The sequence below is a fragment of the Paeniglutamicibacter sp. GQ140 genome (assembly GCF_059759235.1).
In genome coordinates this window covers 168,213-183,574 of sequence record NZ_JCAXDW010000005.1, presented here as the reverse complement: position 1 = coordinate 183,574, position 15,362 = coordinate 168,213, and the positions used below count along the sequence as shown (strand labels likewise).

The following is a 15,362-nucleotide window of genomic DNA, read 5'->3' as shown; positions in this document are numbered from 1 at the left end:
CCGCCACGAAGCTAGGCGGGAACCAACAGGGACAAACCCAGGTGGGGGACTTCCAAGGGCACGATCCGGCTTTCGCTGGGCGTGGCCTTGATCCTTTCCCCCACCAGGTAGGCACCGGAGTTGCCGATGATGACCCGATCGCTGGAGTTCAAAAGGGCCGCATGGCCGGGGATCGAACGCAAGGTGGGAAGAAAAATGTCTTCCAGTGCCCGCACCGTCACGTCATAGCCGGCAACACCCGCAAATTCCCCATGGATTTCGAACGGGGCGGTGTGCGTGAGGATGTACTCGTCCGATCCCAGGTAATCGACGTACGGTCCCCAGATCGTTACTTCGCCGGTTCTCTCCGCGGCGCTGAAAAAGGGAAGATGCTCATAGTCGTAGAACCTCTCCCCGCCCGGATCAAGGTCAAATACCAACTTTTCGGCCCCGTTGGGTCCAGGGGTCCACCATTCGAGGACGCCTTGTCCCGCGCTCATCCGAGCCGAGTAAAAAGTTGCCCCGGACCCAACGGCGTACGGATGCCGCTGCAGGAAATCGGAGGCCAGGGTCTTCAGGCCGGCCAGATCGTCCTTGGTGACAAGTGCGCTCGGGGCTACTTCTCGTGTGAGCAGTTCGGTAACTGCGGCGGCCATAGCGTAGGTAGCCGTCGACGCCTCGTTAAACCAGCTGGAAATGTTTCCCAAGGCTGCAACTGTTGGTTGGGGGAGGCTCATGGGGTTTCCTTCACGTCTGTTGCATAGCTCAGGGCCAACTTCGTATCAATGAGATGGTGCGTGCTGCGCCGGATATGGTCGATCACCAATTGTTGCCCTTGTTGGCTGTGATTTTCGGACACTGCACGCACCAGCGCGAGATGTTCCGCGGTGGCCCGCTCCGCATCAAACTCATCGACCAACGGAGACCAGAGAACCTCCACCGTTTCGGCCTGCAACCGGATTTCGGCGTTCGCCAATCTGGTGGATTGGGCAGTCACCGCCAATTCAATGTGAAAGCGACTGTCGGCACGTGCCCGCGCCTGGGCGTTTTCGGCCAAGACCAATGAGCGGGCCATATCCTGCAGTCTCTCCAATTCATGCGGCTCGGCCCGGTCGCAGGCCAGGCGGACGGTGGCGGCGGCTATGGCCGACTGTTCGTCTCCGAGATCCCGGATCTCGGCAATCGATGTGGCCATTAGCCACTTGCGCATGGCATCGAGCTGGAATTGCGGTTGCTTCAGAATGAATGTCCCGCCGCTGCGACCGCGTCTGGTCTCGACGATACCTTGGTCGCGCAAGACAGCCAGGGCGTCACGCAGGGTTGCCGCGGCCACGCCGAACATCTCAGACATCTCGATCTCGTTGGGCAGGCGTTCCCCCACGCGCAGCATGCCGAGCGTGATGGCCTTGGAAATGCGGTTGACGATGGCATCGGAACGTTCCAGATCTGGCAAGGAGCGATAGATCTGCGACTGGAAAGACATGTTCAAGGCCAAACCGGGTACTCCAAGCCAAACAAACGGAAATTCAGGCCAGTCTATCGGCTAGATCCGGTGAACCGTGGAACGCGAGTCCCCAGATGGAGAAGAAAACCGGATTGACGCGCACCGAGATGGAAAGCAAGCAAAGCGGGGCGAACTTCAACAATTCGTCCCCGGGTGCGTAGCCCGTCATTCGAGGCCCGGAGCATGGATGTCGAGGTCCGCATGGAGGACCCGGACAGGGAGTCGGATCTGTATGGGGATGTCCGGCATGCCTGCGACGGGGAGCACGCCGTGGAACACGTTCCTGGATCCGGTGGTTGCGGAATGCGCGATATTACCTCTTTAGCAATGGCTCCTGGCTGGATGCATCTGCCGCGCTCCGCCTTCCCCTGGCCATCGACACCAAGGCCCATCCGATCACTGCCGCAATAAACCCGCCGGCGGTGTTGGTGATGATGTCTGTGATGTCCGAGGCGCGATTGTTGCGCAGCGCCAGCTGGGTGGCTTCAACGCAGATCGACATGCCCAACACCAGCAGGGTGGTCTTCAGTACCGCAAACCGACGCCAACAGAAGGCCAACATCATGCCCAGCGGGGCAAAGAGGCCGAGGTTCGCCAGCAGCTCCACGCCCAGGGAGCGCTCCCGGTGCGCCAGGAACGGAATCCAGTTGAAGGTGCCGGCCGGGATCGAAGGATCCGGCGTCGGAGCGGCGGGAAACACCGCCACGGCCAGGCCAACGGCCCACACGGGAATGGCCACGAGCAGCACGTGGCGCTGGGCGCGGGAATTGCCACCGGAAGCGAACCAAAGAAGGACGGCCAGCAGGGCGATGCTTGCGGCAAGGCCCAGCACGACAAGCAGCGCAACGGTGGGGACGGCGAAATAGAGCATAGACATAGGATCGTATCGGCGTAGCCTGTGAGCCCGCTGTCTCATACCCGGGTATGAGCCAAGCGGTGGATAAAAGGGTCCCCTAGGATGATCCAAAACCATACAGTGGCCACATAACGTGGAACCATGACCATTACTGCACCACACACCAGCACCGATTTCGCTGTCCACGCGACGGGCCTGACCAAGATCTATGGCGAGGGAACCACCCGCGTCGAGGCGCTGCGAGGCGTCGACGTCTCCTTCGCCCGCGGCAAGTTCACCGCCATCATGGGCCCCTCGGGATCCGGAAAGTCCACGCTCATGCATTGCCTGGCCGGCCTGGATGATGCCAGCGGCGGGCAGATCTTCATCGGCGGGACGGACATCTCCAAGCTGAATGACGATGCACTGACCAAGATGCGCCGCGAAAAGGTCGGCTTCGTTTTCCAGTCCTTCAACCTGGTTCCCACGCTCACCGCGGAAGCCAACATCCTGCTGCCGCTGGCACTGGCCGGCAAGAAACACGACAAGGAATGGCTGCAGAGAATCGTCACCACCCTTGGACTGACCGACCGCCTGAACCACAAGCCCCACGAGCTCTCCGGCGGCCAGCAGCAGCGCGTGGCCGTGGCCCGCGCCCTGCTCACCCGCCCCGAGGTCGTCTTCGGGGACGAACCGACCGGCAACCTTGACTCGCGCACCGGCGCCGAGGTGCTCTCGCTGCTGCGTTCCTCCACCCGCGAGATGGGCCAGACCATCATCATGGTCACCCACGACGCCGTGGCCGCCTCCTACGCCGACACCGTGTTGTTGATGAAGGACGGCGAACTGGTGGGCCAGCTCGAGGCCCCGACCGTCGAATCCGTGACCCAGGCGCTTTCCGGGCTGGGTGCATAGCCTTGCTGCAGCTAGCACTAGCCAACCTCAAGACCTATTCCCGGCGATTCATCGCGGTCACCCTGGCGGTCATGATCGGCACGGCCTTCCTGGCCGCCACCCTCATGGTCAACGCCTCGGCCACCGAAACGCTGAAGAACAGCCTCGGGTCCTCGTACGCAAATGCCGACCTCGTGGTCTCCGGAGACTACTCCGCAGCTTATGACGCGGCCACCGCCGACGGCGGCGACGCAGAACCGAAGGAATCCTCATACCAGCTCGGCGCCGCGGCGCTGGAAGCCATCGAAAAGGTGGACGGCGTGTCCGCCGTCCACGGCGCCAGCGAGGTGGGAGTCAGCGTCCGCGCCGGAAGCAAGGACTACTACGCGTCGGTGAACACCGCGGCCAAGGATCCGGCGTTGAGCAACACCGTGTTGGAATCCGGGGCACTGCCCACCGGCGGCGAACAGGCCGCAGTCGATTCCACCTACGCCAAGGAATACAACATCTCCATCGGCGATGTCCTGGATCTGGGCGCCGTGACCTCCGATGAGAAGCAGGTCAACCGCCAGGTCAAGATCACCGGAACCACCGCGAGCTCCAACGACCCGATGTCCGGTTCCGTCATGAACCTGACCGTCAGCGGCTCGCTGCTGAATGCACTGGGCGGGGACGCGCCAACGGTCTACAACCAGATCGTGCTGAAAGTCAACGACCCGGCGGCCCTCGCCGGAACCAAGGATTCGATCGCTTCCGCGCTGAAGGGCACCGGCCTGGAATTTGTCCAGGTGCTGACCCCCGATGAGCAGATCGTCAAGGACGTGGCCAGCTTCTCCGGCGGAAGCGACCAGCTCACCATCGTGCTCTTGGTCTTCGCGCTCATCGCCCTGGTGGTCACCGGGCTGGTGGTCATGAACACCTTCGCCGTGCTCATCGCCCAGCGCACGCGTGAACTTGCCCTGATGCGCACCCTGGGTGCCGTGCGCTCGCAGATCCGCTCATCCGTGCTCGTCGAAGCCCTCGTGATTGGCGTGCTGGCCTCGGCCGGCGGCGTGCTGCTGGCCGTGGGCATCATGGCGACACTGATCGCAATCCTCTCGAGCACCGTGGAGGAAATGTCCTTCGTGACGCTGGCCGTGAGCCCGGTCTCGATCATTGTTCCGATGCTTGCGGGCACGGTCATCACCCTGGTTGCGGCCTGGGTCCCGGCAGGCAAGGCCATGTCAGTCTCCCCGCTGGCGGCCTTGCGTCCGGCGGAGGACGTCGCCGTGGGGAACAAGGCCGGCAAGCTGCGCATCATCTTCGGCTTCCTGCTGGTGCTCGCCGGTGCGGCGGCCCTGGCCTATGGTGCCATCCAGGGCGACATCCTGATTGCCTTCGGCGGCGGGCTGCTTTCCTTCCCCGGCGTGTTGATGCTTGGCTCCCTCTTCCTGCCCAAGGCCGTTTCGGCCATCGGCGCCCTGACCTCCGGCGGAACCGTGCCGGGCAAGCTGGCCAGCCTGAATGCCGTCCGCAACCCGGGGCGCACCACGGCAACGGCCACCGCCCTGCTCATCGGCGTCACCTTGGTCTCGATGATGATGGTTGGCGCCCAGACCGCCAAGTCGTCGCTGGGCGATGCCCTGGGCAGCGAGTTCCTGGTGGACGTGGTGGTTGACGACTACCAAACCGTTTCCTTCACCGACGAGGAACTGGAGAAGGTCAGGGCCCTCAACGGGGTCCAGGCACTTTCCGCGCTCACCTACGTGGGGGACTCCGCCAATGGCCAGCCGATCCTGGCCGCCGATCCTGAAACCCTGAAATCTGTGCTCAACAGTGACAAGCAGGTACCGGGCAACGGCGAGGTCCTGGTCGGCTCGAACAACGAGGGCGACACCATGGAAGCCAGCTCCTTCACCGGCGGATCCGGCGAGTTGAAGATGCTGATCAGCGAAAGCAGCGACATGGGGGCCGTCATCACCTGGGAGACGGCAGGCTCGGTGCTGGGCATCGACCGGGCCGCTGCGGCAAAGGGCGAAATGGCCCGCACGCAGCTGTGGGTCAAGACCGACGACTCGCTGGATGCGGCAGCCCTTCGCACGCTCTCCACGGACATGGCCGGTGCGCTGGGCGTGGAGGAATTCGCGATCGGCGGCGGCGTCATGATGAAGCAGATGTTCAACACCGTCATCGACATGCTGCTGATGATCGTCTCCGGCCTGCTGGCCGTGGCGGTGCTGATCGCCCTGATCGGCGTGGCCAACACGTTGAGCCTCTCGGTGCTCGAGCGGACGCGGGAAAATTCGCTGCTGCGTGCCCTGGGCCTGACCCGCCGGCAGCTGAAGTCGATGCTGGCCACCGAGGCCGTGCTGATTGGCGGCGTCGCCGCACTGATCGGCGTGGTGCTTGGGTCCGTCTACGGGCTGCTCGGGGCCCAGTCGGTCATGGGGGCCTTCGGCGCCATGAGCATCTCGATCCCGTGGCTCCAGCTGGTCGCGGTCATCGCCGTCAGCGTGGTGGCGGCACTTGCCGCTTCCATCGTCCCGGCCCGCCGGGCCGCCAAGCTGGCCCCGGTGCAGGGGCTCGCCAGCGAGTAACGGCTGGGGGACGGCTGGTTCCCCTGGAGGGCAGGGCACTTCACCGCGAAGCGCCCTGCCCTCGGCCGTTCCCCGGCAGAAGGGAGCCGGGCGTACTGGCACCGGTGGGCCCGGGCCCTGGGGGCCAGGCCTGCCGCGCGACGGCTACCGCCCCACGCACCCGCAATCCCGCGAAAAACGGCCGCCCACTGGACTATTCCCCGCCTGTACCGCGGTCCCGCTCGAGGTCGAGCAGGACCTTCTTGGCCTCCAGGCCGCCCAGGTACCCGCCGAGGGACCCGTCGCTGCGCAGCACGCGGTGGCAGGGGACCACGATCGGCAGCGGGTTGGTGGCGCACGCGGTGCCCACCGCACGCACCGCCGCCGGGCGGCCGGTGGTTGCGGCCAGTTCCTTGTAGCTCACGGTGTGCCCGTACCCGATCGAGGGCAGGGCGAGCTGGACCTCCAGGCGGTAGCCGCTGGACAGCCGGTGGTCCAGGGACAGCTCGAAGCCCCGGCGCGCATGTCCGAAGTATTCATCGAGTTGGGCCGCCGCCGCATCCAGCGGTGCGGCTCGGTGCAGCACGCGCACCCCGACCTTCTCGGCCAGGGTTCCGAGCACCGCATCGAAGTCCTCGGCGGCGAAGGCGACGCGCACGATGCCGCGCTCGGTGGCGGCAAGCAGCAACTGGCCCAGCGGGGAGTCCACCAGCCGGTAGGAAACATCGATCAGCCCCTCGGCGGCGGCCCGCTCGGCCAGTTGCTGCCGCAGGACATCCATTTCGTGCATGGCAAGTTCGCTCATGATTCTTCCTCCGCTTCGTGGTGTTGGCTGCGCAGGGCCTTGATGCCGTCCGCGGCGGCCCGGCGCAGCGAGGCGGGATTGCCGCCCAGGAACGCCGGGATCTCCTCATAGGGGAACCCGAGCAGGTAGTGGTAGCCGATGACCTTGCGTTGCAGCTCGCTCAGCGAGGCGAGGGAATCCAGCAGCTCCAGCCCTCCCAGGCCCGCCGGCAGCACCGCGGATTCCGGGAGCTCGTCCAGGGGGACGGGGTGGTTGGCGCGCAGGATGTCGATGGCCTTGTGCCGGGCGATGGTGATCAGCCACGCCTCGATGTTGGCGCCGATGGCCAGGGACGGGTAGGCGCGCAGGGCCGCCAGGAACGTTTCGCTCCAGGCATCCTGCGCATCGGGTCCCGGGCCCAGCAGGGCGGTGCACATGCGCAGCACCGAGGTGCCGTGCCTGCGCACCACCAGCTCGAAGGCGGGGTTCGTTGTCATCTCCACACCCTGTAAACGCCCCGGCGCACCATTTTGTGAGGTGCTATCGCAAAATGATGCTCGTGGCCACGGCCGGGGAGCGGCCCGAGGCCACGAATCCGGAGACGTTGGATTCGGGGTGCTTGATGATGTCGCACACCGAACCCAGGTGCCGGGAGAGATCGATCTTGTCCTCGGGCGCCGCGAGCAGCAGCTGGAACCCGAATTCCTGCAGCGCGTTGATGCCCGCGGCCGCGTATTCGGAGTTCGCCTGGATGAACGCCTCGTCGATCATCACGGTGCCGTAGGCGGTGAACCCGGCGGTGGCGAAGCCCAGCTGGTAGGCCAGGGCCGCGCCCATGATGAAGGAAGTGAAGCGCTGGCCCTCGCCGCCGGAAAGCGTTCCCGGCTCCAGGCCGGTCTCGACCTCGCCGTTGGGCTTGTGCTCGTTGCAGCTGATCGTCACGTGCTGGCGCACGTCCAGCACGGTGTCGCGCCACGCGGCCCGCGAGGAATCGTCCAGCGCGTCGACCAGGGCCTCGAGCGCCTTGTAGCTCTCGCTCAGGGTCCCGGCGCCGCGGGAGGAATACGCACCGGCGAGGGCATCCTTCAGGGCCTGGCGGAAGGCCCGCGCCTCGTCGGGGACCGTCGTGGTGACCTCGAGGGCAAGCCTGGACCCGTGCTCGAAGGTGACGTCGGCGAGGATCTGGTTCAGCGGGGAGATGCGTTCGGCAATCGACCGGCGTTCCTCCTCCAGCAGCTGCAACAGGTCCGAGAAGCGCTCGTAGGAGCGGTTGGAGAAGTACTCGCGGAACTCCTCCTCGTGCTGCGGCAGCCCCTGCTCGATGATGCCCTGGTGCAGGGCGACGTAGTGCTCGGCCGCCTCCACCGAGGTGCCGAAGGAAACGGCGGCGGAATTGCCGAATTCGCGGGCGAAGGCACGGAAGGTGTCCTTCAGCGAGGCCTCCAGCGTGTAGGCCTCGCGCTTGAGCTCGGCCCCGGACTCGGACAGGGCCAGGGCCAGTGCGCTCAGCGCGGCCTCCAACTCGGTGGTTCCCACCGGGGAACCCTCGTCCAGGCGCTTGACCAGTGGCGCCAGCTGTTCGCTGCCCGCCAGTTTCTCCGCCGCCCAGTCCTCGGTCTGGGTGTCGCGCACGCCGGCGGCACGCAGCGCGCTCCGGGCCTTCTCCAGGGCGGCGGACAGCGTGCCCGCCTCGGCGCGGGCCACCGCCAGGGTGCCCACGCACTCCTCGAGTTCGGCACGTGCCGCCTCCAGGGAGCGGCGCACATGGGACAGGTCCCCGGACCTGGACAGCGCCTCGGCCATGCGCGCCTCGAGGTCCTGCAGGACGTTCAGGGCGCCTGAGGCGTCCAGCGAGGCGAAGGACCTGTCGTCGCTGGCCAGGGTGCCCAGCAGCGCCAGCTTGGCGGAAAGCTGGTCCTTGGCCGCGGAGCGGTCGTCCGCCACCGCGGCGGCCTTCGCGGTCTCTGCCTCGAGCTTGGCCAGCTTGGCCTCGAGCTCGGAGATCTTTTCCGCGTTGGTGAAGCCGAGCAGGTAGTCGGAGGCCGCGACCGGGCGGGTGTCGCGCTCGAAGGTCCCGGAGCCGGTCTTGATGGTGCCGGCCAGGGAGATGGCCTTGTCGTGGATGTGCAGGCCGGCATCCGACTCCACGCAGGCCAGCGGGTAGTCTGCGGCGATCTTGGCGCGCAGCCAGGTTCCCGCCTCCGAGTGCTTGAAATCGAGCTTGCCCACCAGGTCCCCGGGGCCGGCGACGACCTCGCGCGGGATCCGGGAAATATCCATCCAGCGGATCCGGCCCAGGCCCGAGAGCGAGTCGATGGCCCGCGTGACCGACTTGATGTCCTCGCCCTTCACCAGCAGCGTCGTGGCCAGGGAGCGCAGCGCCTTTTCGGCCGAGGGCCGCCACTGCCCGTGGGCGGGGGAGAGGTCGATGAGTTCGCCGGCAAAGGGCAGGTCCTCGATGTCCAGCTTCGTGGCGGCGGCGATCGCGCGGCGGGCGGCAATGGAGCGGTCATCGATGTTGGAGCCGCGCTTGGCGTAGGAGTCGATCTGGAGCCGGAGCTTGTTGGCCCGGTCCTTCAGGTTCATCACCGAGGCCATGGCCTCGTATTCCATGGTGCGCGCGTCCTTGGCGATCGAGGCAAGGTTCTCGGCGCTGACCGCGGCCTGGCGGCGCATGGCCTGCAGGCCCGAGGAGGTGAACGTGAAGTTCAGCCCCACGGCCTCGAAGTTTTCCCGCAGCGTGCGCAGCACCGCCTCGCGGTCGGCCAGGTTCTTGCGCGCCGCCTCGGCCTCGCGTTCCAGCAGCGCCAGCCCGGCACCGCCGCCGGCCTCGTGCTGCTCATTGAGCGAGGAGACCTTGGCCTCCAGCGCGGCCTTGCGGACGCCGCTTTCCTCGATCAACGTCGTGTTGGTCTCGACGGCGGCGGTGAGCATGGCGCTTTCCCCGCGCAGCGCCCGGGTGGCCAGCTGGGCGCCGAAGGCCGGAAGCTGCGTGGTGACCAGTGCGTTGAGCGTGGCCAGCTCGGCGCTCAGCTCGTCGTGGCGCAGCTTCTGCTCGGGCACCGAGGCCAGGGCGTCGCGCTGGGCGCGGGCCTCCTCCAGCTGGCGGTGGATGCCGCGCAGGTGGGAGAAGTCCTCGATGGCGCCGGTGGCGGCCTTCATCGTCGCGGGGATTTCCAGCACCTCGTAGCGGAAGAACTGGTTGACGCCCTTGTCCAGTCCCTTGCCGTTCTGCAGGGTGCGCAGCAGGGAGAACGCCTTGTCGTTGTCGATGCCCAGTCGGCGGCGGAACTTCTCGGCGAAGGCGCGGTGCACGTCGAAGGCCTCGAAGCCGGGCAGCGACTTCTGCAGCGAGGAGGGGGTGAAGCGGCGCGCCCCGTGGTCCTCGAGGGCAGCGGTGTCCAGCACCCGGTCGCCCATGACGTAGTGCTTGCCGACCTGGCCCTCCAGGCCGTTGGCCGGCAGGTCGAAGATCGCCCCGATGCACACATTCGAGCCCAGCCCGTCCTCGTACACCAGTGCCAGCGCGCTCCAGGTGGCGCCGGGGCGCTGGTACAGGGTCCCGGCCTCGGTCTTGAAGCGGCGCCCGCGCATGTAGGAGTACGTGGTGCGGCGGTCCTTGCGGGTGGAGGCCTCGTGCGCGGATTCGTTCAGCCGCGGGGCGGCATGGAAGATGTGCCCGATGCCGTCGAAGAGGGTCGACTTGCCCACGCCGGGGTGACCGGTGAGCAGTGTCCCGGCCCGGTCCACGTAGAGGGTGTGCCGGCCGTGGAAGGTTCCCCAGTTGATGACCTGGATCTGGGTGAGCCGGTGCTGCCCCGGGTTCAGCGCGTCGGAGAGCGGGAGGGTCATTTCAATGCTCATAGCTCGTCTGTCTCCAACTCGAATTCTTCGGTGTCATCGGTGCCCACGCGCTCAATGGCCTTGATGTACTCGGGGATTTCCTCGATCGCCGCAAACGGCAGGGCGAGGGCCAGCGCCCCGGAGACCTTGTACTCGTCGCCCAGCTCGGTGGGCAGGATGAGCTTGAGGTTCAGCAGCCGGGTGAGGGCGGCGTCGGTGTTCTCCTCGAGCTTCTTGTCGTCGGTGTCCCCGGGGGCACGGTGCTCGAGCAGGATTTCCCGTGCCGCCTCCCGGGTGATCACCGCGTCGGTGCCCGACCCGGCGTGGCGCTCCAGCAACAGGCGCAGGCGCAGGGCCAGCAGCGTTTCCTCGCGCTTCAGGGCGCGGCGCGGGGCGATCGCGGTGGTGTGCGCTGCCTCCAGGTCCACCGGGGCAAGCAACGCGATCTTGCGGTTGGCATCGACCTCGAGCACCAGGAAGATCTCGGCGACGTAGGCGGCGATGTCCTCCCGCCGGTCCAGCACCAGTTGCCAGAGCCGCGGCTCGGCGACGCCGTCCAGGTACGGGCCGCGCAGCAGGCGCACCAGCAGCTGGCGCAGCGGCAGCTCGAAGGAACCGGTGTCGCCCTCGAAGAGGCGGCGTTCGTCGATCGCGCCGGTGGGAAGTGGGCTGCTCATGCGGGATCCTTCGTGAAGCTCATGGCCGGCACCAACGCTGTGCGCGTGGCGCCGTCGACCTGGGTGAAGCTGATTTCCTCGAGGCTGGCCTCGTCGATGTGGTCCCCGCCGTTGCGGGCCGTCTCGATGAGGTACCTGATGGTGTTCAGGTGCCGGTGTTCGTCGCCGAGGCTGTTGTAGGTTTCGCGCAGGCCCACCGAACCGCCGGCCCTGAGGCGCGACGCGGCGATGGCATTCTTCAGCGCCGGGATGTCGGGGCCCGGGGTGGAAGGGGTGCGCCTGATGTCGGCGATCGACAGCGGCGGCGGGGCAGCCAGCTTGGGCGGTGCGACGTGTTCGTCGGGGTCGTAGATGCCCAGCGCCGCAATCGAGGTGAAGCGCGGGGCATAGAGCCTGATCGGGGCCACCGGCGTGCGCGAGTGCAGCACGCGGGAGGAGGACACGGCGACCTCCGCGGCGCGCACCGCCTCGCGCAGGATGGCAGCTTCCTTGAACTCCGCCGATTGCACGTAGGCGTGCAGCGACTCGGACAGCCGGCCGTAGGACTGGTGGACCTCGGAGGCCTGGCGGCGCAGCTCGCGCAGCAGGTTGGCCAGCGTGTGGCGTTCCTGGGCGTCGAGCGCGTCGACGAAGTCGCGTTCGAGGACCTCGTTGACGGCCTCGCGGAAGCGCGCCTGGGCCTCGGGGGAGTTCAGGAACTCGGTGAAGCCGCGGAAGGTCTCGCCCTGCGGGGTGCTGCGCAACTGCTTGTCGCCCTCCAGCACCGCGCCGACGGCAACGCCCTTGACGGAGGAGGATTCCATGATTTCCCCGCGCAGGGCGTGGAGCATCTCCTGGACCCCGTCGCGCATGCGCTTGAAGTCCGCCGGCAGCCCGGAGGCCATGTCCAGCACCGAGCGGGTGGCTGCCAGTGCGCCCTCGCGGGGGAGCACCGCCGGGGAGGTCCCGTCGCGCAGCGAGGCGATCTTTTCCTGGCGCTGGGCGATCTCCGCCTCGAGCGCGCGGATGCGCGCGGCGGGGTCCGGGTCGGTCTCGTGGGCCAGGGACTCCAGGGACGTGAGGAGCGTGTTCAGCCGCGAGGAGTTCAGGTTGGTGCGGTCCCCGGAGAAGTCGGCGAGGAACTTCAGCACGCGCGCGGTCTGCGCGGTCGGCTCGTAGACGAAGTGGCCGTCAACCAGCGGACGGGCCAGGAACTGGTTGCGCACCCAGGCATCGGCGTATTGCGCCGCCCCCATCGAGTCGCCGAAGGCCGGGTCCTCGGAGCGCACGACCTTGAGAAAGGATTCGAGGGAGGCATGGAAGACCTCCAGCCCCACGCGGGGCTTGGCGCTGGTGAATTCGGCGCGCAGGAAGGCCACGGCCCAGGGGGCGGTGGAGAGCAATTTCCAGGCTGCGGACGACCTGAATTGTTGCGTCTGACTCCACAGCGGGCTCGCCTGGTGGGTAGGTCGCATCACGGTCCTTTTGCTGGGGATTGACCAAACAATCCTAGTCCATCGGCGCGCCGATTTAAGGTCCGCCCCCAACCCGGTAGGGTCGGTTGAACCACACCGGAGACCGGGCCGTGGGATGGTTTTTCCTTCTGGCCCGGGATTTATGGGAGGGAAAGTGATGAAACCACGCATCCGCCCGCGAGCGGCCGCCGCCCTGGTGGCGGCCTCGGGACTAATCCTGTCCGGGTGCGTCCCGCCGCCCTATATTCCGCCGAGCCAATACGACCCGACTGCCATCGGTGAGGCCCCGCAATCCCTTGTATTCCCAAGCCAGGACGCCGAAGGGCCAACCGAGGCGGAGCGGATCGAGAAGGCCGGAAGGCTCGCGGCGGGATACGACTACGCCGCGGCGACGAAGCTCCTGGCCGGTGCCGAGGGGGCAGCGGCCCGGGACGCCCGGGCCGAAATCGAGGCGGCCGAGGCGGGGACGGTGGTGTGGGAGGACAATTCGAAGATCTCGCACCTTTTTGTCCACTCGCTGATCGTCGATCCCCGGCGGGCCTTTGACGGTGATTCGCGCCAGCAGGGCTACCTGGATTACATGGTCACCCTGGACGAGTTCAGGAAGGTGGTCGCCGAGCTTCACCGGCGCGGCTTCGTGCTGGTGAATCCGGCGGATATCGCTGCAGTGGATGCCAACGGGAAGCTGACGTACAAGGACATCCGGCTGCTCAGGGGCAGGAAGCCGCTGGTGCTCTCCGAGGACGACGTGAGCTACTACGAATACATGGAGGGCGACGGGTTCGCCACCAGGCTGTTGATCGACGGGGACGGCAAGGTCAAGAACGAATACGAGGACGCGGCGGGAAAGAAACACATCGGTGCCTACGACGTGGCCCCGGTCATCGACGAATTTGTTGAGAAGAACCCGGACTTTTCCTACCGCGGTGCGAAGGGGGTGCTGGCCCTGACCGGCTACAACGGGGTGCTGGGCTACCGCACCTCGACGAGCGAATATGCCGATTCCAAGACCCTGGCCAGCGACATCGAGGCGGCCACCAAGGTCGCGACGGCCTTGAAGGAAGACGGCTGGGTCTTCGCCTCCCACACCTGGGGGCACATCAACATGGCGGCGAGCCCGGTGCAGCGCATCAAGCGCGACCTGGCGCGGTGGGAAGCGGAAGTGCGCCCCATCCTGGGGGACACCGACCAGTTCGTCTTCCCCTTCGGGGCCGACATTTCCGGCGTCCAGAAGTACACGGGCGACAAGTACGAGATGCTCCGGAAGGCCGGATTCAAGTTCTTCCACGGCATCGACGGCACGACCGCGGCGTGGATGCAAAAGGATGCTGACTATCTGCGCCAGGCACGCATCAACGTCGACGGCCTGCAATTCGCCAAGGAGGAACGCGGGGACCGGCCGGTCCTGAAGAACTTCTTCGAGGTCAAGAAGGTCATCGACCCCCGCCGGCCCACGTCGAAGTAGCGGGCCTAGCTGGCGGCCTGGAATTCCTCGCTGTCTATGGTCTTCTGCTGGTGGACGTTGTACCGCGCACCGGCAATCGTGGACTGGTTGATGATCTCCCCGGCCTCCGCCAGCTCGGCGGGGGAAAGCGAAAGCCGGAGCGCTCCGAGGTTCTCGGTGAAGTGGCCGGGGTTCTTGGTTCCGGGGATGGCGTGGACGTGTTCGCCCTGCGCCAGCACCCAGGCCAGCGAGAGCGCGGCGGCAGTGGTCCCCAGGCGCGTGGCCAACCGCGCGAGGCTGTCGACCAGCTCGAGGTTGTGCGGGTAGTTTTCCTCGCTGAAGCGCGGCATGTGATGCCGCATGTCGCCTTCCGGAAGCGAGCCGATGCCCCGCAGGTTGCCCGAGAGGTACCCCCGGTAAAGCGGGGAAAAGGCCACGAACGCGGAGCCCAGTTCCGCGCAGGCCTCCACCATGCCCAATTCGGGGTTGCGCGTGGCCAGCGAGTATTCGTTTTGCACCGCGGCAATCGGGTGGACCTCGTGGGCGGCGCGCAGCGTGGAAACCGAGATCTCCGACAACCCGATGCTGCCGATCTTTCCCTGCGCCACGGCGTCGGCCAGGGCTCCCACCGAATCCTGGATCGGGACCTCGGGGTCGAGCCGGTGCAGGTAGTACAGGTCGATGTGCTCGGTTTGCAGGCGCTGCAGCGAGGCATCGACCTGGGCCCGGAGGGTCTCGGGGCGCCCGTCGATGTGCCCGCGGCCATCGACGAGAGCCAGCCCGCCCTTGGAGGCTAGCAGGTACTCGCCGCGGCGCTGCCTCAGGTATTGGCCTATGAGGTTTTCGCTGCGGTGTCCGCCGTACAGGGTTGCCGTGTCGAGGTGGTCGACCCCGGCATCCAGCACCTGGTGCAGCAGCCGCCCGGCCTCTTGGTCGGTGGGGAAGTCCGAGTAGCCGTGGGCAATGTTCATGGCCCCGAAGCCGAGGGGATTGACGTTCTTGCCAGCCAGTACACGCGTAGTCATGCGTTCATTTCTAGCATGGGCCGGGGCATCCCCGGCCATCACCGAGCATCAATTCGTCATGGTTGCCGGGCGGGTGCCCGGCTGGCCGCCGGTGCTCCCCGCCGCAAGATCCGGGTGAAGGGCGCCGTCCTGGCGGCGTTGGCCCGGAAGCGGGGAATGCGCCCCGGGGCGGGTGGACAACGACGGGACGCAGGTGGTGGCGGCACGGCGGTTGCGCCGCAGTTCGACGGCCAGGGCGTGACGGGCTGCGGGTTGGGTGGCGAAGATGCGGCTGTCCAGGGGCGTCTTGGAAATGCTCATGCCCCAGCTTCTCCGATGAATGTGTCCCAGCGGCGAACCGGGCATGAAATCCGCGGATCGCCGCCCCG

The 15,362-nt window shown here is 66.8% G+C and carries 13 protein-coding genes; 3 read left to right on the top strand and 10 right to left on the bottom strand.

The features are described from left to right. Positions 1 to 11: 11 nt before the first annotated feature. The 3 genes from AC6CHY_RS09265 to AC6CHY_RS09255 all read right to left on the bottom strand — a co-directional run bounded on the left by AC6CHY_RS09265 (position 12) and on the right by AC6CHY_RS09255 (position 2,360). On the bottom strand, positions 12 to 716 hold the full coding sequence (locus tag AC6CHY_RS09265; protein WP_217388461.1) for a cache domain-containing protein: 705 nt from the start codon (positions 714 to 716) through the stop codon (positions 12 to 14). Further along, positions 713 to 1,474, bottom strand: a complete 762-nt coding sequence (locus tag AC6CHY_RS09260) for a FadR/GntR family transcriptional regulator (RefSeq protein WP_498226572.1) — start codon at positions 1,472 to 1,474, stop codon at positions 713 to 715. The genes AC6CHY_RS09265 and AC6CHY_RS09260 overlap by 4 nt, the downstream gene beginning before the upstream one ends. 322 nt (positions 1,475 to 1,796) lie before the next feature. Then, on the bottom strand, positions 1,797 to 2,360 hold the full coding sequence (locus tag AC6CHY_RS09255; RefSeq protein WP_498226571.1) for a VanZ family protein: 564 nt from the start codon (positions 2,358 to 2,360) through the stop codon (positions 1,797 to 1,799). 120 nt (positions 2,361 to 2,480) lie between these two features. On the opposite strand from AC6CHY_RS09255, the gene AC6CHY_RS09250 reads away from it, so the two are divergent. Beyond that, complete coding sequence (locus AC6CHY_RS09250; RefSeq protein WP_217388464.1) at positions 2,481 to 3,233, top strand: ABC transporter ATP-binding protein; 753 nt, start codon at positions 2,481 to 2,483, stop codon at positions 3,231 to 3,233. A 2-nt stretch (positions 3,234 to 3,235) separates the two neighbouring features. Then, positions 3,236 to 5,788, top strand: coding sequence for an ABC transporter permease (locus AC6CHY_RS09245; protein ID WP_217388465.1), 2,553 nt, complete (start codon positions 3,236 to 3,238; stop codon positions 5,786 to 5,788). Between the two features lie 193 nt (positions 5,789 to 5,981). On the opposite strand, the gene AC6CHY_RS09240 is transcribed toward AC6CHY_RS09245, so the two are convergent. The 5 genes from AC6CHY_RS09240 to AC6CHY_RS09220 are packed head-to-tail and all read right to left on the bottom strand — an operon-like array spanning position 5,982 to position 12,525. Next, positions 5,982 to 6,572 (bottom strand): methylated-DNA--[protein]-cysteine S-methyltransferase, encoded by a 591-nt coding sequence (locus AC6CHY_RS09240; RefSeq protein ID WP_217388466.1) that lies wholly within the window; start codon positions 6,570 to 6,572, stop codon positions 5,982 to 5,984. Beyond that, positions 6,569 to 7,048, bottom strand: coding sequence for an RNA polymerase sigma factor (locus AC6CHY_RS09235; protein WP_498226570.1), 480 nt, complete (start codon positions 7,046 to 7,048; stop codon positions 6,569 to 6,571). Before AC6CHY_RS09235 ends, AC6CHY_RS09240 begins: the two co-directional genes overlap by 4 nt. Positions 7,049 to 7,091: 43 nt before the next feature. Beyond that, positions 7,092 to 10,415, bottom strand: a complete 3,324-nt coding sequence (locus tag AC6CHY_RS09230) for an ATP-binding protein (protein ID WP_498226569.1) — start codon at positions 10,413 to 10,415, stop codon at positions 7,092 to 7,094. Continuing rightward, positions 10,412 to 11,071 carry a DUF4194 domain-containing protein gene (locus tag AC6CHY_RS09225; protein WP_498226568.1) on the bottom strand — a complete coding sequence of 220 codons (660 nt, stop codon included), beginning with the start codon at positions 11,069 to 11,071 and terminating at the stop codon, positions 10,412 to 10,414. Before AC6CHY_RS09225 ends, AC6CHY_RS09230 begins: the two co-directional genes overlap by 4 nt. After that, a complete protein-coding gene (locus AC6CHY_RS09220; protein ID WP_217388470.1) occupies positions 11,068 to 12,525 on the bottom strand; it encodes a DUF3375 domain-containing protein in 1,458 nt (485 codons plus the stop codon). The genes AC6CHY_RS09225 and AC6CHY_RS09220 overlap by 4 nt, the downstream gene beginning before the upstream one ends. 157 nt (positions 12,526 to 12,682) lie before the next feature. On the opposite strand from AC6CHY_RS09220, the gene AC6CHY_RS09215 reads away from it, so the two are divergent. Continuing rightward, positions 12,683 to 13,990, top strand: coding sequence for a polysaccharide deacetylase family protein (locus AC6CHY_RS09215; protein ID WP_217388471.1), 1,308 nt, complete (start codon positions 12,683 to 12,685; stop codon positions 13,988 to 13,990). A gap of 5 nt (positions 13,991 to 13,995) precedes the next feature. Here AC6CHY_RS09215 and AC6CHY_RS09210 read toward each other — a convergent pair whose 3' ends face one another. Both AC6CHY_RS09210 and AC6CHY_RS09205 read right to left on the bottom strand, forming a co-directional pair. After that, positions 13,996 to 14,994, bottom strand: a complete 999-nt coding sequence (locus AC6CHY_RS09210) for an aldo/keto reductase (RefSeq protein WP_217388472.1) — start codon at positions 14,992 to 14,994, stop codon at positions 13,996 to 13,998. A 48-nt stretch (positions 14,995 to 15,042) separates the two neighbouring features. Next, positions 15,043 to 15,294, bottom strand: coding sequence for a hypothetical protein (locus tag AC6CHY_RS09205; RefSeq protein WP_217388473.1), 252 nt, complete (start codon positions 15,292 to 15,294; stop codon positions 15,043 to 15,045). Between the last annotated feature and the right edge of the window lie 68 nt (positions 15,295 to 15,362).